Source organism: Prosthecobacter sp. GW821-HT29F12, from assembly GCF_058803405.1.
Map to the genome: position 1 here is coordinate 403181 of NZ_CM179517.1, position 24261 is coordinate 427441.

Consider the following 24261-nt stretch of genomic DNA (forward strand, 5'->3'; position numbering starts at 1 on the left):
GTGCGAGTCTGCTTCTAGGCTGTCGTGACCGCGGCACCCGCAATGGCCGCAGGACGCCGGGTCAGTTTGCGCGAGAGTTGGATGAACGGCAGTTCCACAAAGGTGTAGGTCAGATGACTCGCGATCAGCACGACCGGAGCCGCTACGAGACTGGAAACCGCAAACAAGGCCCACTTCGAATGGGAAGCCCATGCTGCGTCCTGCAAACACCAGACAATCACCATCATGAGCGGCCAATGGAGCAGGTAGATGCTGTATGACCTGTCACCAATCCAGACCAGCCAGCGGCTGGCGAGAAGACTCCGCAGCGGCCGGATGAGAGCGTCAAAGGCATGACCGGCAGGCAGGGCGGACAGCAGGGCGAAGGACCATAAGATGAGCGCCGTGTCCTTGGACCAGACAATGGCCGCCAGCATGAACGCCACGGTTCCGAGCGTGGCGGAGGTCATGTTTTTTTGCATCTGGCCCCATGCGGCATGACAAAAGGCACCAATGGCAAAGTAGCCGGTGTAGGCTGGCAGAAACGCATCATTCCATGCCTTCCAACGCTCACCACCAGCCTCCCCCAGCGCCAGCACAAGGATGCCAAGAACCAGCAGCCAGGTCTTGCCGCTGCGCGCCACCCACAGACAGAGAGGCGCGATGAGATAGAACTGCCACTCAAGACCGATGCTCCAGGCCGGTGGCAGGATGTTCGCATGCGCGTTCGGGAGGAGAAACTCAGGAATCATCCCATGAACGATCATCAGGGTGGATGTCAGAAACGCAGCGGGGTGTTCCATGAAATGGATGATGCGTTCCTGCCGATAAGCTGTTTCCGGCGGGCCATGCTGCCAGACCTCGACTTCAAGAGGTGCCACGAATGAAGCAAGGATGACCGCCACGGCGAGCAGGGGCCACAGGCGGAAAAAGCGGCGGACCATGAATGTCCACCACCCTATGCCGGATTTGTGAAGCAGATGGAAAATCACAAAGCCGCTTAGGATGATGAAAACATGCACGGCCTTTTCACCGCGTCCCAGCAGTGCGGCAGCGCCCAGAAAGGGGATGCCGCAAAACATGATGAGATGGTGGAACGCCACATACACAGCCAGCAGGCCACGAAGTCCATCAAGTTGCGGGAAACGGTCGTTGCTATCGTTGGATTTCATGGCTGCAAAGAGCTGAAGTAAGTTTGATGTGGGGGATGTCAGGCGGCCGGCCGGTCAAAGTAGATCCAGCGGAAATTGTCCGAAGGTCTCTCGGTATAGCCTGCTTCTGCCATCATCTTGCGGATGTCGTCGGCAGCCTTTTCCAGCGTTCTTTCCGACGTGTTGTGCATCTCGATCGCGATGGATTTGATGATGCGGCGTTTCAGGCTCTCCCGCGCACCTGCGATGACCTTCTCATCGAAACCTTCCACATCCACCTTGATGGCGGAGACTTCCTTCAGGCCGTTGGACTCGATCAGCCAGTCCAGAGTGACCACCGGGACGCTGCGGCGTTCGCGGAAGCGGTCAAGCCGGCTCGGGCGGGTGCACAGTGAAGAGGCGCCGCTGTTGGTGGAGGGCTGGACGACAAAGTTCGCACTGCCCTCGAAATCACCAATGGCGAAGGGAGCCAGTGTGCAGGTGCTGCTGCGGTTGAGCTGCACATTGCGCAGGATGACAGGCCACAGCGCCGCGTTGGGCTCCACGCAGATCACTCGTGCAGCCTTCAGCGTGGTGGCGGCAAACATGGAGAAGTAGCCTTCATTCGCTCCCACATCCAGAAAGGTGCCGGTGGAGTCGAGAGTGGATCTGAGCCACTCTTCCAGCTTCTCTTCATACTTGCCTTGTGCCAGGGCATCCGCCAGCGGGCTGATGGGGTCCAGCCAGAGTTTGACGCCGTTGTCTTCGATCCGCGTTTCCACCCGGCGGGTGCGCAGCGCCCATTTCACGCATGCGCCGATTTCTTTGGGGTGGGTGTTGAGGCACCAGTGGCGGAGCCCGGGTCTGACTGATTTTTTGAGTGTGTTCATCTTCGTTTGTTTATTTGTTGTTTGTGTTTGCGCGGGTGATTGTTTTTGCGGAATCCGACACAAGAAAATGTCAAATCGCCGGCTTGGTCTTCCAGTAGACATTGTCGTTCTCCGAAGAGCGGAACCGCTGCGTCAGCCGGTACCAGATTCCAATCCAGAGGCTGTTGTAGCGCATCAAGACGCGCAGACGCTCCCATTTGCTCTCCGTGTACTGATGCAGCACGCTCACCAGACTGCCGTCTGCACGACTGGCCATGCCGGTGAGCAGCGAGAACACAGGCTCTCCAGTCACGGAACCTCCCTGCATGCGGCGGAGCCACGTTGCACGTGCATGAAAAACTCTGCCATCGCGCACATTCAGACGATTGACGCGGTGTGCGAACGCAGGTTCACGCAAGATGATGTTCATCGCCACCTGATCCCCATTGAAGCTGGGCGCTGTGCGGCTGATCTCCCAGATTCTGGCGCACATCTGCTTCAATGCAGCAGCGGTGCCGACGATCACTCCCGAGCAGTACACTTCCTCACCGTGCATCGAGGTTTCATAACTCGGAAAAACTTTCCGCAACGTGCTCAAATTCCATTCTGAATCGCAGTAGCGCCATCCTTCGGAACTGACGGCAATGTCGAGCCCCTCGGCAGGCTTGAGCAGTTCAGCCAGCCGCGAAGGATTGCTTTGAAACACCACATCTCGCACATCCGTGGCAATGACCAGCGTCTCAGGCGGCATCTCGGCCAGAATGGTTTCAAAGTCCTTGAAGCGTCCGCGATTGACGGAGATTTCCATTTTTGCGCGCCGAACTTCCACGTTTTGACGACGCATGGCATCAATGACGTGATCGCTGATATCTTCGTAGGCCACCAGCACGACACGGCCGTCAAAGCCTGTGCCGCGCAGGGAGCGAATCCATGGCGCGACCACGGGCCATTCGTGATGATTGATGGCTCCAATAACAACAGTGTTAGCAGTGGGCATATTCGATGAGGGTGGAGGGTGAATTGGAAGGGCTTGCTGTGGCGGACGTGGTGTTAAAAGGCGGGAAATGTTTCTTCATGTGCTGCCAGCGGCGGATGGTGTTCAGCTTGAGAGGTCTGCGTGCCTTCCAGAGGCGCGGCAGGTCACGCCACAGGTCAGTCAGCGCTTCTTTGAACAGCGGCTGCCAGTCTCCATCGGTCCAGTCGTTAGCCTGTCGGAGATAGCGCGCGCCTTGCAGCACGCGGGGGCCAAAGCTGAGCGTGAGCATCCAGAGTGGTTCATGCAGCACGGCCTGATACCAGATGTTGCGAGCGTTCAGTTTGGCACGCTGGCGGCTGTTGCGCGCATTCGGGCTGGGGTTGTGGCAGATGCAGCGTTCTGGAAGATAGAGGACGGCGAAACCTGCATCCCACTGACGTTTGCAGAATTCGTTCTCTTCGTGCGCCATTTGCAGCAGATCCTGGAAACCGCCGATCTGATGATACACATCTGCGCGAGTCAGTGCAGCGCAGGTCATGAAGCCGCAGGTGAAGCATGGATGCTCCACCGGTGCCGGCTGCATGTAGGGTCCCAGTTTTCCATCTTCTGTAGACTGCGGGTAGGCGATCGAACCGATGGTCGGTTCGTTTTTCAAGAGGTGGAGGCCGTCTTCAATGCCCTTGCGCTCAAGCACGAGGGAATCGTCATCGAGGAACAAGAAAACAGAGCCCGTGGCCTGCGCCGCCAGCATGTTGCGGCCGGTGGTGGGAAAGACCTGCTTGTCTGTGGAAATAATGTGCAAGCGTTTGCGAACTTCTGCAGGCACGGAATCGAAGCAGTTGTCCCGCCAGGGTTGCTTCGGTGCGTTTTTGAGCAGCAGCACCTCGTGCAACTGATCGCCTAGTTTGGAGAGGCTTGCAAGACAACGAGTGACTTCCTCGAGGCGGTCACTGCAGATGATCAGAGCTGAGATTTCATGTGCCATGGTCGATGTAGATGAGGTTGAAAAGAGCGGATCAAGTCACGGCGAGACCGGCGGAAGCTGCTGATGGCTCCAGCATTCGTGGCTTCGCAGCCTTGCATGCATTCATCTGCGCATAGACGGCCAGCCATTGGTCGAAGACATTGGATGGAGCGCAGATCTCCTCGACGAGCTTCCTTGCCGCTTGAGTCATCTGCATTTTCGCATCGGGGTTTTCAGTGAGATAACGCACGCCCTCCACGAGCTCCGCGTCGGTGCTGCCGACGATGCAATGTTCGCGATGGCGGACCGGGATGCCGTCGATGCCGTGCTGATTGGTGACCACAGGCACGCCGAGGGCAAAGGCTTCGAGCACTTTCACTTTGATTCCGGAGGCATGTTCAGGTGCATAGACCATGCAGTCGAGTTCGCGGAAGTAGGGAATGATGTCCGGCACGTTTTGAACGACGCGGGCATCAGGATCGACGGCCCGGGCATTCTCTCCAAGGATGCGTTCAGCTCCGCGGCCAACGAGGAAGAGTCTTGCATCCTTCACCGCCTGCTTGATGCGAGGCCAGAGCTGAAGGAAATGACGTGCGGCGGCACGGGTGGGAGCCCAGGCATAGCTGCCGATCATGCCAATGTTCAATGGCCGGTCCCCTGATGCTGACGGGGCTGCGTAGGGATAGCCTGCCAAATCGAGTCCAAATTGAACGGGATGAAGCTGTGCGCTGGGATTGATCAACGATACTTCTTCTGCAAGCGCCGGGGTCACAGCGGCCATGTATTTGAAAGTCTTGAGCATCTGGCGCTCGCGGTGGAGATTCCATTTCATCCGCAGTCCATGATGCTTTTCCGAACGCATGTCGGCGTTCAGCAGGTAATGGAGATTGAGAACGGTGCGGTCGATGTGTTTGAGACCGGGCCAGCAGGCGGAATGTGTTTCCAGATGCAGGACAGCTTCGGGATCGCGCATGGATTCGTCGAGGGCGGCCATGAAGGCTGCATCGTAGAGGAAGGCTCCCTGCCAGAAGAGGCTGCGGGTGGTGCGCAGGAAAGTTTTGGGCACTGATTTGGCGCAGAAGAGGCGCAGCTTGCAGTTCGGCGCATTGAACATCTCGCGCATCGCGATGGCGTCCTTCTCATCGAAGTACTCGATGAAGGCCTCGACATCCACACCACGGCGGATGGCCTCCGAAAGAAGGAGGTGGGAGAGTCGTGCGGCAGCCCCCAGAAAGGGAAGGGGAGGTTCAGGGAAGACGTACTTCAGCTTCATGGTTCAGTTCTGGGAGAGGATTTTCGAGTAGACTCGTGCGGTGAGCCGCGCCGTTTCGTCCCAGCTAAAAGTCGTGGAGCGCGTCACTGCGCGCTTTTTCAAATCATCACGATAGGACTCGTCACAGGCGATGCGCTTCATGAGTCCGGACAACTGCTGCGTGGTTTCGAGATTGAAGGTTTCGCCTCCAGGGCCGAGCACTTCGGGAAGGCTGGTGGCATCTGCGGCAATCACCGGACAGCCCATCGCGAAAGCTTCACAGATCTGCAGGCCGAAGCCTTCGTAAAGGCTGGGGTAGACAAACGCCAGGGCACCGGCGTAAAGACCCGGGAGCCATGCATCATCGACGCGGCCCAGCAGCAGGCAGCGGGACTCCAGATTCAGCTCCTTGATAAGCGTTTGCAAAGAAGAGCCATGAGTGGCGATGCCGCCAGCCATCACCAACCGAGTGCTGTCCAAGTTGGATTCAGCGAAGGCCTTCAGCATGAAGGGGACATTTTTGCGCTGCTCAAACCCGCCCACGTAAAAGAAGTAAGGTGCCTCATTCAACTTGTCCTGAATCTCCTGCGGCAGCGGGGTGAAGGAAGGGCTGAAGAGAGGGTCGGCAGCATTGGGAATGACCTGCACCCGGCCACGCCAATGCGGACGCTGCTCCACAATGCGGTCATGGCTGTACTGGCTGACTGTGATCACCTGGTGCGCCACTTTTTCTGTCAGCCAATGGTCCATCTTGTTCGGCAGCACTTGCATCTGCCGCAGATCGGAGAAGCGCATTTTGCGGTCCTGCATCTCGATCGCATCATGGATGGTCACGACTGTGGGACAGGGGGAATTGAGCGGCAGCCCGAAGTGATGAGGCGTGTGAAAGAGTTCGATCTTCTCACGCTTCAGCAGCTTGGGCAGGTCCATGGACAGCCAGCGCCAGTAGCGCGGGGACTGGGTGTGGACGATCCTGACGCCAGGGGACAACCGCGAAGTGATCTCCTGATTGATGGCGTAGGGCGTGAAGAGTGTGATCTCGTGGCCTTCGCGGTCGAGCGCGTTGATCAGGTTGAGGCCGTAGCGAGTCCAGCCACGGATTTCGGGGGAACCAAAGAGAGAAGCGTTGAATCCAATGCGCATGATTGAACCGGGGATTGAATATTTCCGACGGAGTGGGTCAGATGCTGGCGCGTCCGCGCCAGCCATTGAAGAGAAGGAAGGAGTCCAAAAGCATGTTGCCCAGCGAGCCCGCCCACATGAGGCCGATGGCACCGCTGACGGTGGAAAGATCCAGCACGAATGCGGCCAAAGCCTGGGATCCAAACACGGCAACCGGACGCAGCCAGGAGTGACGTACCCAGCCCTTCGCCTGAATTGGAATGGTGGTCACGGTGGCGAAGAACGAAAAGGCCTGAAAGCCGAGATAGAGGACCAGTTCGTTTTCCAGTCCTGCGTATCCAGGGCCGAGAAGGAAGAGGAGCTGATGGCGCAGCAACCAGCCGCAGGCGACGATGACGACACCGATGACCACAGAAAGAAGACTGCTGCCAGTCCACATCTTCCACAGGCGCTGCATGTTCTGTTCCGTGGACATGCGTGGGAGCATGATGCCAGAGGCGACGGCCAATGGAATTTGCAGAATCAATGCCACGCGGCAGATGGCCCCGAGATCAGCGACTTTGTCGATGTTTCCCAGCCAGCCGACGATGAACAAGGCGACCTGGGCCTCGAAGAGATGTGTGATGTTGGCAGGCAGGCCGATAATGAAGTACTTCTTCAGGCGCTTTGTGGCGGCGGGATCGGCCGGCTGCCCGAAGGCGGCGTGTTCGCGCGCCTTGGGCAGCATCCAGCCACACACTGTGGGAAGCGGTGCGAGCACGGTGATGAGCATCACCGTGACAGCGTCCGCAAAGCCCGCGAAAACGAGTGCAACGATGCACACCAGCCGCAGAGCCGAACTCAGGATGTTCTCCCACTGAGGGATGTTGTAGCGGCGAGCCAGGCTGAGAGGCGTGGCGATCATCTGCGTGCTGATGCTCACCATGAGGGAGACGATGGCGGAGCCGACCAGCAGGGCAATGCTCAGCGGCGGGCAGCCACTGCGCAGCAGGAGGTGGATGAAGACCGGAAGACCCACGAGCGAACCGAAGAACAGCAGGGCGGCACGGAAACGACGTGCCGATGCCAGCACGGCTCCCAGCTTCAGCGGATCATGCGCGACTTCACCCGCGAGCGGCATGAGTCCGCTGCCAATGCCGGTGACGGTAAAAATGACGAGGGCACCGACGAGATTGTTGGCCAGCGAGTACCAGGCGTACTCAGTTTTGGCAAGCGAACGCACGACAAGGAACGCAGTGACCATCTGCACGACCCGGCTGAGGATGCTGAGGGAAGCATAGGATGCGATCAGGCCCACGATGCGGCGGACCTGATGCATACACACGCCTTTCAGCAATGGCAGGCGGAGTGCCTGGCCTGGTGCGTTCGTTGTTTCCGGGGAGGCTTCCATGCTCAGTACTTTGGCGCCGTGATTTTCCATGCCTTCAGATGGCCGCCGACCATTTGCTCGGTCGTGAAATTCATCAGCTGATGTCGCAGGCCCGCGAGGCCGATGCGGTGGCGCTGGTCCGGGTGCATCAACAGCCGCAGCAGGCTATGAGACAATGGCTGCGGCTGTTGATCAGCCCACACACCTGTGACACCATGCTCCACAAGTTCTCGGCTTGCTGGAGCGGTTCCACAAATGACTGGTTTGCCGTAGGACCAGGCCTCCACGTACACAATCCCGAAGGATTCGCAGGCTGAAGGAAGGCAAAAGACGTCGCATGCAGCGTAGGCGTCTGCCTTGTCCTGTTCCGATGGGCAGCCGAGATCGCGAACGCTCTCGGGTGAAATTTTGGCGAGTCTGGATTCATCTGCGTCGCCAGGGCCGGCGAGGAGCAGCACGGCATCCGGGCATTGGCGCATCACCAGCGGCCAGGCTTCAAGCAGGGCGGCGTAACCTTTCCCTTCATCTCGCCGCCCCACAAACAGCACGACAGGACGCATGCCGATGCCGAGCTTGGAGCGGAGGCGTGTGCCGGTGCCGTTCGGATGGCACATCGGCGGCAGACCGCAGCGGATCAGTCTGCTGGCAGCGACGCCTTTTGAGATGAGGAGTTCGCGCTCATGATCAGACTGGCAAAAGACGGCTTCAGCTTCTTGATAAAGCTGCAGGTCGAAAGCCTCCTCTGCGCAATTTTCCGGATGCAAGGCGGGCCAGACGGTGAAGGGGACCTCCGCCTCGCGCGCTTCGCGCCAGAGCGGATGGCCTGTGATTTCCGAGCCGGTGCCGATGAAGTGCAGGACATCCGCTGTGTTCACGGCCAAGGTCCAGGACGGATGATGGTGCATCACACGGCTCAGACTGTCTGCCAGACGCAGCAGCGGGCCACGAGTGGCGAACTGGCTGACCCAGCGGGACCGTTTCAAGTCAGCGCTGTTGTCATCCTGTTTCATCTGCAGTTGCTGCACGCTGAGTGATTCTCCGTTGATGCGGCTGAAGCTTTGCAGGCCGGCGACGAGTTCGCGCTGATAGGCGGCGAGACCACCGACGGCGGTCGGATGCACATGGGATGCGATGGCGATTTTCATACGACCCGGTTTCTAATCATGCCGGCAGTGGCATCGCGCTGCGAAGCCGCTGCATCTGCCCAAGGTGCATGCGCAGAGGCTCCCAGTGGAACATCGCATCTCCAGGCCGCAGGAACCGGCCTTTGAGCAAATCATGACGCACGAAGAATGCATCGGTGCCGGAGAGCTCGCACCCGACCAGTGAATAACCGCCCGCCTCGGCGGCGGCGCTGAGGGTTCCGAGCGTGGCTCCGTACAAAGTGGAGCCGTCCCACACGGCTTTTGCATCATAGGGAGCGGCCCAGTCGAGATCGGCCGGCAGCATGCCGTTGTAGGCGACGCTGAACACGCGCGGCTGGAGCGACAGGAGCTCCGTGAAGATGTGATGCGTGTTGTAGTCGATGCCGATGCTGATGAGATCAAGATCCTCGGCGAATCCCCGGCTCGAGAGAAGCGTGCGGCCGTTGTCACGGTTCACGAGCTTGCGGCTGATTTTCAATTTGCCCTCACGCAGCAGGATTTGAAGGTTTGTGGAAAGGCTTTCATCTTTGGCGAGCCCGGCATCGATCCACAGGCCGCGCCAGCCTTTGAGCAGAAGGAGATTGGTGTTGTTCTGCGCCGGTGAGGTGCCTGTTTCGACGAAGCGCCTGCTGCCATCACCGATGCGGCGGAAGATCTCTGCGATGATGCCGTCCTGACCATAGTGCGAGAAGATTTTCTGGCGGAAGGGCATCAGGGACTGCGGCAGCTGATACTTCACATTCTGCATGAGCTGCAGTTCGACCAGTTCACAGAGCAGACTGGCGGAGCGCGCGGAGGAAGCGCCGGAGATGTCGATGTTGGCCTTAACCTGGCCAATCTTGGAGAGGACTTGGTTCATTGACTCAAATTCTCAAGGTTGCTTCCCAGGCAGGCAGATTTTTGTCCTGCCTGGGCGTTTGCAACGATCTATGCGTGGCTTCCATCTTGGGGAAGCTGCTGCTGCCGGCCCTGGGCGGGCCGGCGCACTTTTTATTCTGTCACTTCTTGAGGCAGCGGCTTGCCGATGCTGTAGACCTTGAAGCCGATTTTACGGAGCTTCGCGTGATCCAGCAGGCTGCGGCCGTCAAAGATCCAGGCGGGTTTCACCATGGACTCATAGATTGCTTCAAAGTCGAGCTCGCGGAATTCATCCCACTCAGTGAGAACGAGGAGCGCATGTGCACTGGCGGCTGCCTGCGCGGCGCTGGTGGCGAACTCGACATTCGGATTTTCTCCTTCGATGCCGAGGTCTTTGCACATCTGGGCAGGGCCAACCTTTGGATCGTAGATGGAGAGCTTGGCGCGCTCCTCGATGAGATCCTGGCAGACGAAGATGGCTGCGGATTCGCGGGTGTCGTTGGTGTCCTTTTTGAAGGCGAAACCCAGGACGCCGATGCGTTTGCCGGTGACGGTGTTGAAGAGGGTGCGGAGCACGCGCTCGGCGAAGCGATGCTTCTGCCAGTCGTTCATGATGATGACCTGATCCCAATAGGCGGCGACTTCCGGAAGTCCGAAGTGACCGCAGAGGTAGACGAGATTGAGCACGTCTTTCTGGAAGCAGGAGCCGCCGAAGCCGACGGAAGCCTTGAGGAATTTGGGCCCGATGCGTGAGTCGGAGCCAATGGCGCGGGCGACTTCATCCACATCTGCACCGGTCTTTTCGCAAAGGGCGGAGATGCTGTTGATGGAGGAGATGCGCTGAGCCAGGAAGGCGTTGGCGACGAGCTTGGACAGTTCGGAGGACCAAAGGTTCGTGGTGAGGATGCGCTCGCGCGGCACCCAGTTGGCATAGACGCTGACAAGTGACTCAATGGCTGCCAGTCCACCTTCGGTCTGCTCACCGCCGATGAGGATGCGGTCAGGGCTGGTGAGGTCAACCACCGCAGTGCCTTCAGCGAGGAACTCCGGATTGGAGAGCACCTGATGCTTCAAGCCTTTCTCACTGGAGGCGAGAATGGTCTTGATGGCCTCAGCGGTGCGCACCGGGATGGTGCTTTTTTCGACGATGATTTTCGGTGAATCAGCGACTTCGGCGATGGTGCGGGCCACGGCTTCGATGAAGCGCAGATCCGCCGCTTTGTGAGCTCCGACCCCGAAGGTCTTGGTGGGCGTGTTCACGCTCACAAAGATGATGTCGGCTTCGTGGATGCTGGTTTTGACTTCGGTGGAGAAGAACAGATTTTTCCCACGGGAGCCACGCACGAGGTCATCGAGTCCTGGCTCATAGACGGGGAGCTCGTCGGAGTTCCAAGCTGCGATACGCTCGGCATTGAGGTCCACCACATCGACGCGGATGTGCGGGCATTTGGCGGCGATCATCGCCATGGTGGGTCCGCCGACATAGCCGGCGCCGATGCAACAAATTCTCATAGGGTTTTTAGAACGGGTAAATCAGTTAAGGGTCAGTTTTTTCAACGGGGCCTTCATCGGCCGAGGTTGCTTGGCCGCCGGGCCTGCGAGCAGTTGGGCGAAGTAAGCAATGGTGCGGTCGAGTCCTTCAGACAACGGGATTTTAGGCTCCCAGCCGAGGCGCTGTTTAGCGAGAGTGATGTCCGGCTGGCGCTGCTTGGGATCATCTGCGGGCAAGGGGCGGAAGACGATTTTGGATTTGCCGCCGACTTTGGCGAGCACCTGCTCAGCGAGGGCCAGCATGGTGAATTCGCCGGGATTGCCGATGTTGACGGGACCGGTGAAGTCGTCGGTGTCCATGAACTTGATGAAGCCGCTGATCAAATCATCCACATAGCAGAAGCTGCGGGTCTGCTGGCCGTCCCCGTAGATGGTGATGTCATTGCCTTTGAGGGCCTGGACGATGAAGTTGGAGACGACGCGACCGTCATCCGGCAGCATGCGCGGACCGTAGGTGTTGAAGATACGCACGACGCGGATGTCCACGCCGTTCTGGCGGTGGTAGTCAAAGAAGAGGGTTTCAGCGACACGCTTGCCTTCGTCATAGCAGGAACGGGGGCCGATGGTGTTGACGTGGCCCCAGTAGCTTTCCGGCTGAGGATGCACTTCGGGATCACCGTAAATTTCCGAGGTTGAGGCCTGAAAGACCCGGGCCTGGAGCCGGCGTGCGAGGCCGAGGACATTGATGGCCCCCATGACCGAGGTCTTGATGGTCTTGATGGCGTTGTATTGATAATGGGGAGGAGAGGCGGGGCAGGCGAGGTTGTAGATCTGATCCACTTCAACGTTGATCGGCTGGGTGATGTCATGCCGCATGAACTCAAAGTTTGGATTGCTCAGCAGGTGGGCGATGTTCTGCTTGCGCCCGGTGAAGAGGTTGTCCGCGCAGATGATTTCGTGTTCCTGTTCCAGCAGGCGTTCGCAGAGGTGGGATCCGAGGAACCCGGCTCCGCCAGTGATGAGAATGCGTTTTTTCATGGATTAATGCTCGTGTTTAGGTTTTGAAGACAAAAATTTAGGCGGGCGGAGGTTTTTCGAGGCCGTTCAGAGGAAGCGTGTATGATCAGCCCTTGAGATACCAGAGTCAAAAGACAGCTTCATAATCAACGCGGGCATGTTGTAATGAACAGTGAGTCAATGTGAACAAGCTGCCGCCATTGGTTGAGTCTGTGCTCCCCCCAGCCTGTTTCTGAACTTCCATAAGAATCCGCTGGTATTAGAAGAACTCCACTCACTCACGGTTCAGATGTCGGTAAGGCATGTCTTAGTTTAGTTAAGCTCTCTGAATCTTGACCTGGAGGCATGAATGGAGGCACACTGGAGGATCAATCAGCTTACAACCATTCTTCGCAGTCTTGCTCTCGCCACCATGGCGCTGTGCATTGGCATTCTTCCCTGGGCCAATGTGAAACTGCCGGGGTCAACGCACGCTTTGATTCCGTGGCTGGCATGCACGGCTTTTGTTTGCTGGTTGGTTGCCAGGATCCTGGAATGGAGATCCCCCCGCCCACATGAAAAGGCAGTCTGGTGGATCACTCTTCTGATCAGCGCGCACGGCTGGGTGGTCACCAGTTTCCCTCATGCGATGGTGGACCGGGCCAGCGGTGCGATTCTCGATCTGGACAAAAGCCCGTGGCTTGCGTTTGGGACGCTGGATCAAGAAATATCAGTGCAGGCAATGATTTTTATAACGTCAGCGTTGATGCTGCTGGTGGTTGCGCTGGATTTTGCCTTTGAGCGAACGGGCCGGTATGTTTTAGCCTTGGCGGTGACGTTTGGAGGGTTTGTCACAGCAGTGGCGGGGCTATGGCTTCAGACGCCTGCAGATCTTGCGGCGCTATGGGAGGTGAAGCACATTCCCAAATTCGTTTTTGGGTTGTTTTGGTACCATGGCAACACAGCGGCTTTTTTGAATTTGTCGTGGCCGGTGAGCGTGTGGCTGTGCCTGCTGCTGCTGCACCATGGGCTGCGCAGCTTCCGTCAGCAGATGGCACTGGCCTTCCTATTGGTTGCGGTGATGGTCCAGATCATCGCGGTTTTTGTGATTATTTCCAAGGTTGGGCATTTTTTATTAATTTTTGAGATCGTGCTCCTAGTGGTGGCGGGTTTTGTGGTGTGGAGGCCCCATCTCGAAAATTTGCCGTTTAGTAAGAAGAGACTGGCCTTGTTCGTCCTCATTGCCGTGGGGCTGCTGGTACTTGGCGCTTGGCTGAGCGGTGCCGGAGCCATGCTCGGGCGGTGGGATAATTTTTCACAACGTCATTTTGATGATCCTGCCAGACGGCATGCCGCGCTGATGGCGCTGCAGATCGGAGCCGATTATGGCTGGACAGGGACGGGCCCTGGGACCTTTGAGTGGGTGGCTGCACACTACACGCCGCTGGACCCGATGTTGCAGGAGGGGCGGTGGCGGCATGCGCATAATGATTATGCCGAGTTCTTTGCAGAATGGGGGTGGCCGGGGGCTTTTTTCTTTCTTCTTGTACTGGCATTGCCAGGACGGCGCTTGCTGAATGCATTAAGACAGTCCTTTTTACAGGACAGTCGTTACCGGATGTCTTTTGAGCGGCGCACGGGATTGATCTGCTTCTCCACTGCGATTATTTCTGTGCTGCTGCATGCCGTGGTGGACTTTCCGCTGCAGATAAATGCCATTCGGCCCCTCTTTGCTGCCATGGTGGGATGCGTTTTTGCGATGACAAGTACATCCGCCAGCACATCGAGGCGCGATACAAAAGAGCAGGGCACACGGGCACGGGAGTGAGAAATTGACTTCCACTTGTCTGAGGGCGACCTAAAGCATTACTGATTGGAATGTAAGTCCTCACATTCTGGAATTTATGGTTTGCGCGGTGGAAGTTTTCCACATGCAAGACGCCCTAAGCCAAAGAGTTCGAGGATGGACACCTTTTTTCGTGTTGGTGGATGGTATATCCGTTGCCAGCGCCTACATCGCAGCATTTGTCTTATCCCAATTGATGCCGCCGGACACGCTCAGCCTGCACTGGACGCCCCCGGCAAAGGAAGGGGTGCTGCTGGCGCTGGGCATCATCGGCCTGCTGCTGCACACCCTCATCTGGTCGCGTGATGGCCATTACATGTTTCAGCTGTTGAACGGCCGCAAGCTGCGCATCTGCGCTGCGCAGGTGCTGTTCCTGGCACTGACTCTGTTCATCTACATGGGCATGTGGCGGAACTACGATGTGTCACGCAAGCTGCTGCTGATGTTTGTGCTGACGCTGGGGCCCTGCCTGATGATCGGAAAGATCGCCTTTATGAAGCTTCTCCAGGTCTTGGGTGCCAAGATTCAACCCCGGCTGCGCATTCTCGCGGTGTGCGATGAAGAGGGTGAGGTTGCGACGAGGCAGTGGTTTTCCAACAAAACGATGCTGGGCATTCATCTTTGCGATGTGCTGGCCATGGAGACAGACGCGAGCCATGAGTCCTTCCTGGAGCATCGACTTGAGGAAGCCCTCACACGTGGCCGCCCAAACCTGCTGATCTGGCGCCTGCCAACGGATGCCGCCCGCACGGAGCGAATCCGAGTGATTGCTGAATCGCATGGCACGCACCTGGCGGTGGATCTGCAGCCGATTGTCGGAGACATGGGATCCGTGCAGCTCACGGAATACTCGCAGATGAAGCTCATCAGCCTGCACAAGCACCCGCTGGTCAGCCCTGCGCATCGTTTCCTGAAGCGGGTGCTGGATATTTCCATCAGCCTGCCGGTGGTAGTGCTGGTGCTGCCATTCCTGTGCGCTGGGGTCTGGATCGTGCATCGCTTGTTCTCGCCGGGTCCGCTGTTCTTCAAGCAGTCGCGTTCGGGGGCAGATGGCCAGATGTTCAAGATCTTCAAATTCCGCACCATGACAGTGAACCATGGCAAGGAGAGCGTGCAGGCGCGTGCCAATGACTCGCGCATCTTTACCGGCGGCGGGCTGATGCGGAAGCTGAGCATTGATGAAATGCCGCAGTTCCTGAACGTGCTGCTGGGTGATATGTCCGTGGTCGGACCACGGCCGCACATGGCGGAGCATGACGTGCTGTTTGCCATGGAATGCAGCCAGTATGCGATGCGCCATACGGTGAAGCCTGGCGTGACGGGACTCGCCCAGGTGCGTGGTCATCGGGGTCCGGTGGATGATGCCAGCGAGATCAAGCACCGGGTGACTTCGGACATTGAGTACTGCCAGAACTGGTCGTTCTACCTGGATCTGGAGATCATCGCCCGGACCTTCCTGCATGTGTTTTCCTTCCATGCCAAGTCCTGCTAAGGGCTGGCTGGTGCAAACAGGCGCAAGGCTGTGAAGGGAGCTGCGTTCAACTCCCATGCCTTCCGCCTCTGATTTCTTCGGTTCCCTGATCTTCGGAGCCATCGGCCTGGGGGCTTTGCTGTACGGCAAATCGGTGGGATCGGTGGTCAAAATGGGCCTGGGGGCGGCGATGCTGGGCTGCTCTTACCTCGTTACTGAAAGCTGGCTGCTGTGGACCAGCGGCGCAGTACTGACGCTGCTGCTGATACGGTGGAAGGAGTAAGCGGTCTGCAAATGGAGAGGCTTGCCCTTTGGTGAATGCAGGGGCAGATAGCCGTCATCTTTCCATGATTTCCGCCCAAACGCGCAAGCCTGAATACACTGCCCGAATCGCTGAATGGCATGCCGACAAGGGCTTTGGCTGGCTGCAGTTCGGCGACAAACGACTGTTCCTGCATCGCCGTGATTTTTCCAGGTTTCACCACCAGCCGAAGGTGGGTGAGGAGATACGCTTTAACTGGGGGCTGGATACACAACAACGTCAGTGTGCCCAAAATGCCGTGCAGGTGCGTGAAGTCTCGGATGTCGGTCTGGTGAGGCTGTGTCTTCTGGGGGCATTGCTGGTGCTGCCCGCCTACGCGTGGCGGCAGAATGGGTGGGAGATGTGGATACTGGCGGCCTATGTCTGCATTTTGTCATGGATCACCTATGCCGCGTATAGAAGCGACAAGCGCAAGGCGCGCGTGGAGGCATGGCGCACCCCTGAGGTGCTGCTACATCTGCTGGAACTTGCCGGCGGCTGGCCGGGCGCCTGGCTGGCTCAGCGTCGGCTGCGGCACAAGTGCTCCAAAATCAGCTATCAGTTTGAGTTCTGGCTGATCATCTGCATCCACCAGTTCGCGGCCTTCGACTCGCTTCAACAGTGGAAGTATTCCCACATGTTGAAGCAGGCGCTTTTCGAGGATCACCGAGAACCACGCGGCCGATCCAAGCAGCGATGAGCTGCATCAAGACAGCTTCAGGCCCAGATAGGCCTTGGCATTGGGATAGCAGATGTTCTTCACCATGGTGCCGACGAGGGCGTCGTCATTAGGAATGAGGCCAGCTTCCACGTCTGCACCGAGGAGATTGCAGAGGGTGCGGCGGAAGTATTCGTGGCGGGGGAAGCTCATGAAGCTGCGGCTGTCGGTGAGCATGCCGATGAAGCGGCTCAGAAGGCCGAGATTGCTGAGGGCATTGATCTGCCATTCCATGCCTTCCTTCTGATCGACGAACCACCAGGCGGAGCCGAACTGGACTTTGCCGGGGGTGGTGCCATCGGCGAAGTTACCAGCCATGGTGCCGAAGACGTAGTTGGCGTTGGGGTTGACGTTGTAGAGAACGGTCTTGGGTAGAGCGTTTTCGGTATCGAGACGGTCGAGGAAGCGGGAGAGGGTTTCCGCCTGCGGCCAGTCGCCGATGCTGTCGCAGCCGACGTCTGCACCGATCTCGCGGGCGAGGCGGCTGTTATTGTTGCGAACGGGGCCGAGGTGGAGCTGCATGGTCCAGCCGCGTGAGGCATTGAGGCGGCCGACGTGGAGCATGATGTTGCTGGCAAACTGGTCCTGCTCCTGCGCGCTGGCGGCGGTGCCGCTGCGGGCTTTCTGGAAGATGCGCTCGGCCTCGGCATCGCTGACGAAATTGGCGTGGCAGTAGTTCAGGCCGTGGTCGCTGAGGCGACCGCCGATGCTGTGGAAAAAGTCATGGCGCTGTTTGAGGGCATCCAGCAGGGAAGCGTAGCTTTTCACTTCGATGCCGCTGGCGGCGCTGAGTTTGTCGCACCAGGAATTCCAGGCTTCGGGAAGGTGGACGGCGAGGGCCTTGTCCGGGCGGAAGGTGGGGTAGACGCCGACTTCAAAGCCGTCGGAGGCGCACTTTTGATGGTGGGCGAGATCGTCGATGGGATCGTCGGTGGTGCAGAGGGCTTTCACTTTCTGGGTGCGCAGGATGCCGCGGGCGCTCATCTCAGGCTTGGCGAGGGCGGCCTCGGTCTGCTCCCAGATGGCGGGGGCGGTCTTTTCATCCAGCAGGGTGTCGATGCCGAAGTAGCGCTTCAGTTCGAGGTGGGTCCAGTGGTAGAGCGGGTTGCGCAGGGTGTGAGGGACGGTCTTGGCCCAGGCGAGGAATTTGTCGCGGGGGCTGGCCTTGCCGGTGATGAATTCTTCCGGGACGCCGTTGCAGCGCATGGCGCGCCACTTGTAGTGGTCGCCTTCGAGCCAGATTTCGAAGATGTTCTTAAACTGGCGGTTTTCCGCAATGTCCTTAGGCGGCAGGTGATTGTGGTAATCCAGGATGGGCTCGTCCTTGGCAAAGCTGTGGTACAGGTGGCTTGCTGCCTTGGTGGAGAGGAGAAAATCGTCGTGGATGAAGGACATTGCTGTTTGTCGGTTGGTGGTGATCTGCCTACACTGGCAGGATGACGAAAACACGCAACTGGTTCGCATTACTGCCCCTCCTCTGCTTGTGCGCATGCAGTACGGTGCAGTTTTACACCCAGGCGATCAGCGGACAGACGGAAATCTGGCGCAAATCACGGCCCAATGCCGAGGCGCTGGCGGATCCCAGCGTGGCGGAGCGCGTCAAACAGCGCCTGAAATTGATCGAAGAACTGCGTGCCTTTGCCGCCAGCGACCTGCATCTACCGACGAAGAGCTTTGGCAAGTACTGCGACCTCAAGCGGCCCTTCGTGGTGTGGGTGGTGTATGCCGCGCCGGAGTTTTCCACGGAAAGCAAGAAGTGGTGGTACCCGCTGGTGGGCAGCCTGAAGTATCGCGGCTTTTTTGATGAGAAGGATGCCACCGTGGAAGCCGCACGGCTCAAGAACAAAGGGTATGATGTGTTCGTAGGCGGTGTGGAGGCCTATTCGACGCTGGGCTATCTGGCGGACCCGGTGCTGAACACCTTTCTGCATCGCAGCGATGGTGAGCTGGCCGAGCTCATCTTTCATGAGCTGACGCATGCCAAGGTGTTCATACCCGGTGACACCGATTTCAACGAAGCCTTTGCCACCGCGAACGGGCAGGAGGGGGTGAGACGTTGGATGCGCTCGAAAAAGAATCTCAGCGGGCTGCGCGAGTATGAGGCCCACCTGAAGAAGAACCGCGAATCCGTGCATCTGATGCTGCGCACACGTGAGAAGCTGAAGGCTGTCTATGCCCGCACCTATCCCAGCGTAGAAACGGAGAGGCTGGCCAAACAGCGAGTCTTTGATGACATGCTGAAGGAGGGCGCGGCCGCCAGCCCCCAGGCGCGGATCAAAATCAATCATGCGCCGAATTTCTGGAACAATGCACGACTCAACACGGTGGCCACCTACTACACCATGGTGCCCGGGTTTGAACGGCTGCTGAAGGAGAAAGCTGGCGATCTGGAGGCGTTTCATCGTGAAGTATCCTCGATGCGAAAGCTGACCAATGAGCAGCGCATGAAGATTCTCGGAACCACGGCCAACCATGAGTAACCCACTCCGCTCGCACATTTTTTTCGCCATCCTGCTGCTGCTAGGCTGCAACTTGGCGTCCGCGCAGGACACGTCGAGCTGGACGGAGCCGTTTCCGCCGCATCGGATCGCTGGGAATTTGTACTATGTCGGGTCGCGTGATCTGGCTTCCTATTTGATCACGACGCCGCAGGGGCATGTGCTGATCAACAGCAGCCTGGAGGAATCCGTGCCGCTGATCCGTGCGAGCGTGGAGAAGCTGGGATTCAAATTCGCGGACATCCGCATCCTGCTCATCAGTCATGCGCACTCGGATCATTGTGCAGGCAGCGCGGAGATCGTGAAGCAGAGCGGCGCCAAGTATTATGTGATGGAGCAGGATGCGGACGCGGTGGAAAACGGCGGTGCGAAGAAGCCTCGGATCGGGAAGGGAGACTACACGCAGTTTCCGCCTGCCAAGGTGGACCGGCGATTGAAGGACGGCGAAGAGGTCAAACTCGGAGACGCGGTGCTGGTGGCACACCTGACGCCCGGACATACGCCTGGATGCACGACGTGGACGATGCAGGTGACGGACAACGGCAAGGCGCTGAATGCGGTCATCATTGGCAGCCCGAATGTGAATCCCGGCTACGTGCTGGTGGGCAACAAGAACTACCCGGGCATCGCGACGGATTATGAGAAGACGTTTCGTGTGCTGAAGGCGCTGCCGGTGGACCTGTTTCTAGGAGCACATGGCGGCTACTACGGCATGGAGGCAAAGCATGCGCGGCTGGGCACGGGCGACGCGAATCCGTTCATCGATCCTGCGGGGTACATGCGCTATGTGGAAGACCGTGAGAGTGCTTTTCAGAAGGAGTGGGAAAAGCAGAAGGCAGGGAAGTGAATGGGCGCTGGTTGAGATGATAGTTTCCGATGCGTGACGGAAGAGCAGAGCGGTGCAATGGCATTTTGAAAGGTGAAAAATGCCGTCCATTCAGTCTGCGTTTCAGGCTCGTCCGGAACTTGCCAGCAATCGTCAGACTTCGGGATCAGCCGCCATCTTGTGGCAGGTGCAGTTGCCCCAGCGGTAGAGGCGCATCCGGTGCAGCAGTGCCTTGATCTCTGCCCTGCCACCACCGATCAACACTTCGGGGAGTGTCAGGCCAAAGACGGCGAGGCTCACGGACGGCTCCAGCGCTACCACGCAATGCCACGTCTGTTTGGGAACGAAAAGCGCATCCCCCGCCTCCACTCGTGCATAAAGTCCTTTGGCTCTGGCAAAACCATCCCGCAGATGCGGCTGCTCCGCCAGTTCAGAAATGTTGATGTCACTGAGGGTGGCACCCCAGTCGAACTTTTTGGATGCGTGCATGTACGGCGCGTTTTCCGGGGGGAAGAGCAAAAACTCCTTCACCCCGGCCACCTGGCAGAACCAGTTGTCAGGAAAGTCGTAATGAAGGCCGGTGACGGTGTTTGAAGGGCCGATAAAAACATACTGCCAGGTCAGGCGCCAGCCGGGCCAGAGAGAAGAGATGGCAAAGTCTTTTTTCAATTCCGGGAACTCCCGCAAAATATCCCACTGGGCCAGGTAGATGCGGTTCGGGATGAAGCTCTGCAGATGGTCCCAGTTCAGGTGAAAGCGGTCGCCTGGTTTCAGTCCTTTCCATAAGCGGTCCGGGCACAGCCCGGTTTTGTCGTCCCACTCCGCACGAACTTTGCGGGCCAGTTCATCGAGTTCACGCAGGTAGGGGGCCACAGGGAGATCAAGAGGCTCCTGGGTCACTCCCTGCTCCACCAACCCGTTTTGAAAACTGGAGATGACTTCCGAGCCATCCGGGCGTTTGAGCTCTGCCAGTCTGGCAAAGGTCCACTTTTCCGAGGCAGGCCAAGTTTTTAACGCACCCTTCACCAGCAGAGGTGATTTGCGTGGCTGAAATCCGCCCTGCCGCGCCAGGTCAGCTGCGGAGATGGTTTCGACCAGTTGGAATTCGGGGCCTTGATAGTTGAACATGGTGTCGCGTGTCAGTAGTTCCACAGCACCACCGGGAAGCTGTCTTTCACCTTCACATCCGGCTTGGTGCGCAAGAGTTCCTCCAGCTGCTTTGCCCATTCGGTGATGGCGAAGTGCGCCTGGCCTGAGGGAAAGAATTCCTGGATGGGCAGGATCAAGACCGTCTTGCCAATCTCCTTGTCGGCAAACTCGAAAACAGACTTCCCTGATTTGGGTTCAATCAAACGCCCTTCGATGGCAATGAGCCCGCGGGTGCCTTTGAGGGTGACTGCTGCGACTCCGTCAAAAGTGACCCAGTCCACGATCTCGCGCACGGTGAAGCCTGAGTAGGTGTTGGGCACCCATTCCAGCAGTGAAAGCTCCAGGGTGATCGCATCCTTGTCAGGTTCGTCCACGACGGCAAAACGTGGATTTTTCGCATCCCGGAAAACCTGGATGAATTTCTTGCGGGTGTACTTTGCCAGCGAGGGCAGATTGCGGTCGCGCCGCCAGGTGCCGAATTCAATTTTTGGAAGGATGCCTTCCATCGGCCGCACATAGCTGTGCAGCACCGGGGCGATGTGGATTTTTTTGGCCGTCTCAAGTGCGGCCTTCGCTTTTTTGTCAGGGTTCCACCAGTTTCCCAGGAAGGGCGAGCGCTTGCGGTTCTCCTTCAGCAGGGTGGCGTGCTCCAGAAAGGTGGAGGGCTTCACTTCGACAGCGGCCACCACGCTCTTGGCTGTGCGGCAGGAGGTGCCGCCGAGAGCCAAGAGCAGCGCGAGGCCCAAATGCAGCCAGCATGCGCGCGTGCTCACAGGGTGCCCTCCGTTTCCACCCGCTTGGAGGCGCGCACGGCCCGCCAGTGGAACAGCAGCAGGATGAGGCAGGCGAGACAGCCAAGCAGCCAGCCGCTGTAAGCATGAAATTTTTCCAGCAGAGGCTGGATGGAGACACCAAAGAGATAGCCCCCGACCATCAGGGTGCCTGACCACAGCCCGGCGGACAGCACGTCCAGCACCAGAAAGCGCAGCGCCAGCAGCCGCGTCATTCCCAGGGTGAATGGAACGATCATGCTCAAGCCGGGAAAATACTGGAAGCTGAAAATGATCGCGGTCTGGTGGTTTTCCACCCGCGCACGCACGGAATCAAAGCGCGCCCGCATGCCCGGAAAGCGCTGCAGCACTCTGCTGCCCATCAGCCTGCCGGTGTAAAAGCAAAACTGGTCTGAAATGACGGTTCCCATCAGGGCGGCGCAAAGAGCAGCGACCGGTGGCAGCAGTCCCTGGCGGACCGCGAGTCCGGCCAGAAGCACCACGCCCTCTCCTTCAAAAATGGTTCCAATGACCAATGCAAAGAGGCCATAGTCATGGATAAAGCCCGAGAAACTCATGCGGGCTCAGACAAAGTCGATCATTGCCTGCACATAGATGCTCACATCTTTGCAGCTCTCCAAACAGACGCCCAGATATTCAGAAAACTTGGGCGGAGGCGGAGCGCCTTCTCTGAGCAGGCGTGAGTTGTCGAACGTGGTGTTCAGCGCCGCAAATCCGCCGTAGAGACGGATGGCCATCTGCATGAAGCGCCGGTTGCACTCACCGAAAATTTCCGGGAAGCTTGCCTTCCTGCCCACGGCCTCCTCCACCGTGCCGCTGTAGAACGCCCTGCCTGCATCCGTGCCCGCCGACTTCACGAAAGCGGCGTCGATTTCCGCAAAGGTGGCGCTGTGGCTGGGGCCGGACCCGACATGATAAATGCCATGCTTCAGCTTTCGCGCCGCCGCGAGGTGCAGAACTGCACGTGCCGCATAGTCCACGGGCACCACATCAATCATGCCGGTGAGGGGCGAAGTGGTCATGCGCAGCGCGTGGCTCATGCGGAAGGCCCAGAAGATGCTGCCAGAGGGGCGGCAGCCCAGCCTGGTATGCCCGGCAATGATCGTGGGCCGCACAATGACAAAAGGCAGACCTTTCATCTCCTTCATCAGCCGGCGTTCGGCCTCCGCCTTGCTCTCGGTGTAGGGCACCAGGTGCTGACCGTTGATCGTCAGGCTCACGTCTTCCTGCACCACGCTGGGCGGCTTGTCACCGCAGATCATGGCCGTGCTGATATGCATGAAACACTTCAGCCCGGAGGCACGCTTCAGGAGGCGCGCAAACTCCAGCGTGCCGTCCACATTCACGCGCCACACGTTGGGGTCCTTGCCAAAAGAAGTGATGCCTGCGCAGTTGACGACATGGGTCACTCCTTCAAGTCTCGCATCGTCTGCAAAGGCGCCCACATTGGCGAGATCTCCGCAGAGGATGTTTTCCACAGTGAGCGCCTCGAGCTGTGCGGCAGGCACATCAAAGCGCTTCAAGGAGCGACGTACACGCTCCAGTCCTTCCTCGGGTGTGGCAGCCCGTGCCATGAGCAGCAGCTTGCCTGGAAATGTGGCGGCCAGCAGTTCCGCAACGACCGCGCCACCCAGAAAGCCGGTTACTCCAGTGACCAAAAAAAGATCGGTGGCGGCAAGGGCATCCAGATACGGAAATGGAGCGGGTGTGTCGGTTTTTTCCGCCAGTCTGGCGGGTTCCATGACAACCGCTTCGTGCTGACCGCCCGCCCCACGCATCCGAGGACCTACCGAAAAAGTGCTTCTGAGCCGGCCGCCAGACAATGCCAGACCAAGGGGTTCTTTGTCGAGATAGGTTTCGGAGATCATGAGAACCGCTGGGTGGTTAGAGGTGGTTGATTGCTTTAAGAGCTTCTAAAATGTTTGGGCGGGGCACCTGAAAAAATCGGCTTTTGACAGCCGGGGGGCGACCTTCCAAATAACAACAAAAAGATCGGGCTTGGTTCAAGTGTAAATGTTTGGTTTTCAGATGATTAAAGTAGCCTAAGTGCCTATCTGGAATTGGCGTTGAGCCAAACCAATGTGGTATTTTTACTTGTGTAAGATAAGAAAAATTCATGAATTTGCGTATGGATTTTTAATTATGTGAATAGTGGGTTGTGGCACTACATTTTGGGGCGTGTGACGGGGCTGGAACAGCCCCCCAAAAACTTGCCATTTTACTCATTTAGAGTGGGAGGTAGCTGCACTGGGCGGAAGCCTGCTCATTTTCGGCCTCCAGAGGGAGCTCAAGGGACCTGCCAATGGGCACCGCTGTGCTCGCGGCTAAAATTGACCATCTTTTGGTCTATCGGAGGGACGGCTTCCCACAGCAGGAGGAAGCTTTGGGAATGAGTGGTCGAGCGGGTGATGACAAGGCTATGCTCGCGCGGCGAGTGAGCGGGGTGGCTGAAGGGCGAGCGGAATGCTTGCTTATCTCCAGGTGGCCACGCATGATGCGGCGGTTCTCCT

Annotated in this window: 22 protein-coding genes; 6 read left to right on the forward strand and 16 right to left on the reverse strand. The window is 58.2% G+C overall.

Going from position 1 to position 24261, the window contains the following annotated elements:
- Positions 1–14 precede the first annotated feature (14 nt).
- From AC3RLQ_RS01610 to AC3RLQ_RS01660, 11 genes are all read right to left on the reverse strand, one after another.
- The gene (locus AC3RLQ_RS01610; RefSeq protein ID WP_493033708.1) at positions 15–1151 is read right to left on the reverse strand and encodes an acyltransferase family protein; all 1137 of its coding nucleotides are present in this window, start codon (positions 1149–1151) and stop codon (positions 15–17) included.
- 38 nt (positions 1152–1189) lie between these two features.
- Complete coding sequence (locus tag AC3RLQ_RS01615) at positions 1190–1999, reverse strand: FkbM family methyltransferase (RefSeq protein ID WP_493033710.1); 810 nt, start codon at positions 1997–1999, stop codon at positions 1190–1192.
- Positions 2000–2069: 70 nt separating this feature from the next.
- Complete coding sequence (locus AC3RLQ_RS01620) at positions 2070–2975, reverse strand: hypothetical protein (protein WP_493033712.1); 906 nt, start codon at positions 2973–2975, stop codon at positions 2070–2072.
- Positions 2962–3939 carry a glycosyltransferase family 2 protein gene (locus AC3RLQ_RS01625; protein WP_493033714.1) on the reverse strand — a complete coding sequence of 326 codons (978 nt, stop codon included), beginning with the start codon at positions 3937–3939 and terminating at the stop codon, positions 2962–2964. The genes AC3RLQ_RS01620 and AC3RLQ_RS01625 overlap by 14 nt, the downstream gene beginning before the upstream one ends.
- Positions 3940–3970: 31 nt before the next feature.
- Positions 3971–5191, reverse strand: coding sequence for a glycosyltransferase family 4 protein (locus AC3RLQ_RS01630; RefSeq protein WP_493033716.1), 1221 nt, complete (start codon positions 5189–5191; stop codon positions 3971–3973).
- A 3-nt stretch (positions 5192–5194) separates the two neighbouring features.
- Positions 5195–6313 carry a glycosyltransferase family 4 protein gene (locus AC3RLQ_RS01635; protein WP_493033718.1) on the reverse strand — a complete coding sequence of 373 codons (1119 nt, stop codon included), beginning with the start codon at positions 6311–6313 and terminating at the stop codon, positions 5195–5197.
- A gap of 37 nt (positions 6314–6350) precedes the next feature.
- Positions 6351–7712, reverse strand: a complete 1362-nt coding sequence (locus tag AC3RLQ_RS01640; protein ID WP_493033720.1) for a lipopolysaccharide biosynthesis protein — start codon at positions 7710–7712, stop codon at positions 6351–6353.
- Positions 7685–8806: a glycosyltransferase family 4 protein gene (locus AC3RLQ_RS01645; protein ID WP_493033722.1), complete on the reverse strand. Its 1122-nt coding sequence runs from the start codon at positions 8804–8806 to the stop codon at positions 7685–7687. The genes AC3RLQ_RS01640 and AC3RLQ_RS01645 overlap by 28 nt, the downstream gene beginning before the upstream one ends.
- Before the next feature lie 16 nt (positions 8807–8822).
- A complete protein-coding gene (locus AC3RLQ_RS01650) occupies positions 8823–9665 on the reverse strand; it encodes a hypothetical protein (RefSeq protein ID WP_493033724.1) in 843 nt (280 codons plus the stop codon).
- A gap of 131 nt (positions 9666–9796) precedes the next feature.
- Complete coding sequence (locus AC3RLQ_RS01655) at positions 9797–11176, reverse strand: UDP-glucose 6-dehydrogenase (RefSeq protein WP_493033726.1); 1380 nt, start codon at positions 11174–11176, stop codon at positions 9797–9799.
- 21 nt (positions 11177–11197) lie between these two features.
- Positions 11198–12193 (reverse strand): UDP-glucuronic acid decarboxylase family protein, encoded by a 996-nt coding sequence (locus AC3RLQ_RS01660; protein ID WP_493033728.1) that lies wholly within the window; start codon positions 12191–12193, stop codon positions 11198–11200.
- A 391-nt stretch (positions 12194–12584) separates the two neighbouring features.
- On the opposite strand from AC3RLQ_RS01660, the gene AC3RLQ_RS01665 reads away from it, so the two are divergent.
- From AC3RLQ_RS01665 to AC3RLQ_RS01680, 4 genes are all read left to right on the forward strand, one after another.
- Positions 12585–13979 carry an O-antigen ligase family protein gene (locus AC3RLQ_RS01665; protein WP_493033730.1) on the forward strand — a complete coding sequence of 465 codons (1395 nt, stop codon included), beginning with the start codon at positions 12585–12587 and terminating at the stop codon, positions 13977–13979.
- A 103-nt stretch (positions 13980–14082) separates the two neighbouring features.
- Positions 14083–15489, forward strand: a complete 1407-nt coding sequence (locus AC3RLQ_RS01670; protein WP_493033732.1) for an exopolysaccharide biosynthesis polyprenyl glycosylphosphotransferase — start codon at positions 14083–14085, stop codon at positions 15487–15489.
- 55 nt (positions 15490–15544) lie between these two features.
- Complete coding sequence (locus AC3RLQ_RS01675) at positions 15545–15751, forward strand: hypothetical protein (protein ID WP_493033734.1); 207 nt, start codon at positions 15545–15547, stop codon at positions 15749–15751.
- A 64-nt stretch (positions 15752–15815) separates the two neighbouring features.
- Positions 15816–16469, forward strand: a complete 654-nt coding sequence (locus AC3RLQ_RS01680) for a DUF1294 domain-containing protein (protein WP_493033736.1) — start codon at positions 15816–15818, stop codon at positions 16467–16469.
- Positions 16470–16475: 6 nt separating this feature from the next.
- On the opposite strand, the gene uxaC is transcribed toward AC3RLQ_RS01680, so the two are convergent.
- A complete protein-coding gene (gene uxaC / locus AC3RLQ_RS01685) occupies positions 16476–17882 on the reverse strand; it encodes a glucuronate isomerase (RefSeq protein WP_493033738.1) in 1407 nt (468 codons plus the stop codon).
- A 41-nt stretch (positions 17883–17923) separates the two neighbouring features.
- Here uxaC and AC3RLQ_RS01690 point away from each other — a divergent pair, with 41 nt between their 5' ends.
- Both AC3RLQ_RS01690 and bla read left to right on the forward strand, forming a co-directional pair.
- Positions 17924–18967, forward strand: a complete 1044-nt coding sequence (locus AC3RLQ_RS01690) for an aminopeptidase (RefSeq protein ID WP_493033740.1) — start codon at positions 17924–17926, stop codon at positions 18965–18967.
- The gene (gene bla / locus AC3RLQ_RS01695; RefSeq protein WP_493033742.1) at positions 18960–19832 is read left to right on the forward strand and encodes a subclass B3 metallo-beta-lactamase; all 873 of its coding nucleotides are present in this window, start codon (positions 18960–18962) and stop codon (positions 19830–19832) included. Before AC3RLQ_RS01690 ends, bla begins: the two co-directional genes overlap by 8 nt.
- Positions 19833–19964: 132 nt before the next feature.
- On the opposite strand, the gene AC3RLQ_RS01700 is transcribed toward bla, so the two are convergent.
- From AC3RLQ_RS01700 to AC3RLQ_RS01715, 4 genes are read right to left on the reverse strand one after another with little or no spacing between them, the layout of a single operon-like run.
- Positions 19965–20939, reverse strand: coding sequence for a cupin-like domain-containing protein (locus tag AC3RLQ_RS01700; RefSeq protein WP_493033744.1), 975 nt, complete (start codon positions 20937–20939; stop codon positions 19965–19967).
- 11 nt (positions 20940–20950) lie between these two features.
- Positions 20951–21733 (reverse strand): DUF3313 domain-containing protein, encoded by a 783-nt coding sequence (locus AC3RLQ_RS01705; protein WP_493033746.1) that lies wholly within the window; start codon positions 21731–21733, stop codon positions 20951–20953.
- Entirely contained in the window at positions 21730–22308 is a 579-nt protein-coding gene (locus tag AC3RLQ_RS01710; RefSeq protein ID WP_493033748.1) for a DedA family protein, read from the reverse strand. Before AC3RLQ_RS01710 ends, AC3RLQ_RS01705 begins: the two co-directional genes overlap by 4 nt.
- Positions 22309–22314: 6 nt before the next feature.
- A complete protein-coding gene (locus AC3RLQ_RS01715; protein WP_493033750.1) occupies positions 22315–23493 on the reverse strand; it encodes an SDR family oxidoreductase in 1179 nt (392 codons plus the stop codon).
- Positions 23494–24261 lie beyond the last annotated feature (768 nt).

Bases quoted from the DNA above. Each gene is read 5' to 3' on its own strand.
- AC3RLQ_RS01610 (WP_493033708.1), bottom strand. From the start codon at position 1,151: ATGAAATCCAACGATAGCAACGACCGTTTCCCGCAACTTGATGGACTT.
- AC3RLQ_RS01615 (WP_493033710.1), bottom strand. From the start codon at position 1,999: ATGAACACACTCAAAAAATCAGTCAGACCCGGGCTCCGCCACTGGTGC.
- AC3RLQ_RS01620 (WP_493033712.1), bottom strand. From the start codon at position 2,975: ATGCCCACTGCTAACACTGTTGTTATTGGAGCCATCAATCATCACGAA.
- AC3RLQ_RS01625 (WP_493033714.1), bottom strand. From the start codon at position 3,939: ATGGCACATGAAATCTCAGCTCTGATCATCTGCAGTGACCGCCTCGAG.
- AC3RLQ_RS01630 (WP_493033716.1), bottom strand. From the start codon at position 5,191: ATGAAGCTGAAGTACGTCTTCCCTGAACCTCCCCTTCCCTTTCTGGGG.
- AC3RLQ_RS01635 (WP_493033718.1), bottom strand. From the start codon at position 6,313: ATGCGCATTGGATTCAACGCTTCTCTCTTTGGTTCCCCCGAAATCCGT.
- AC3RLQ_RS01640 (WP_493033720.1), bottom strand. From the start codon at position 7,712: ATGGAAAATCACGGCGCCAAAGTACTGAGCATGGAAGCCTCCCCGGAA.
- AC3RLQ_RS01645 (WP_493033722.1), bottom strand. From the start codon at position 8,806: ATGAAAATCGCCATCGCATCCCATGTGCATCCGACCGCCGTCGGTGGT.
- AC3RLQ_RS01650 (WP_493033724.1), bottom strand. From the start codon at position 9,665: ATGAACCAAGTCCTCTCCAAGATTGGCCAGGTTAAGGCCAACATCGAC.
- AC3RLQ_RS01655 (WP_493033726.1), bottom strand. From the start codon at position 11,176: ATGAGAATTTGTTGCATCGGCGCCGGCTATGTCGGCGGACCCACCATG.
- AC3RLQ_RS01660 (WP_493033728.1), bottom strand. From the start codon at position 12,193: ATGAAAAAACGCATTCTCATCACTGGCGGAGCCGGGTTCCTCGGATCC.
- AC3RLQ_RS01665 (WP_493033730.1), top strand. From the start codon at position 12,585: ATGGCGCTGTGCATTGGCATTCTTCCCTGGGCCAATGTGAAACTGCCG.
- AC3RLQ_RS01670 (WP_493033732.1), top strand. From the start codon at position 14,083: ATGCAAGACGCCCTAAGCCAAAGAGTTCGAGGATGGACACCTTTTTTC.
- AC3RLQ_RS01675 (WP_493033734.1), top strand. From the start codon at position 15,545: ATGCCTTCCGCCTCTGATTTCTTCGGTTCCCTGATCTTCGGAGCCATC.
- AC3RLQ_RS01680 (WP_493033736.1), top strand. From the start codon at position 15,816: ATGATTTCCGCCCAAACGCGCAAGCCTGAATACACTGCCCGAATCGCT.
- uxaC (WP_493033738.1), bottom strand. From the start codon at position 17,882: ATGTCCTTCATCCACGACGATTTTCTCCTCTCCACCAAGGCAGCAAGC.
- AC3RLQ_RS01690 (WP_493033740.1), top strand. From the start codon at position 17,924: ATGACGAAAACACGCAACTGGTTCGCATTACTGCCCCTCCTCTGCTTG.
- bla (WP_493033742.1), top strand. From the start codon at position 18,960: ATGAGTAACCCACTCCGCTCGCACATTTTTTTCGCCATCCTGCTGCTG.
- AC3RLQ_RS01700 (WP_493033744.1), bottom strand. From the start codon at position 20,939: ATGTTCAACTATCAAGGCCCCGAATTCCAACTGGTCGAAACCATCTCC.
- AC3RLQ_RS01710 (WP_493033748.1), bottom strand. From the start codon at position 22,308: ATGAGTTTCTCGGGCTTTATCCATGACTATGGCCTCTTTGCATTGGTC.
- AC3RLQ_RS01715 (WP_493033750.1), bottom strand. From the start codon at position 23,493: ATGGAACCCGCCAGACTGGCGGAAAAAACCGACACACCCGCTCCATTT.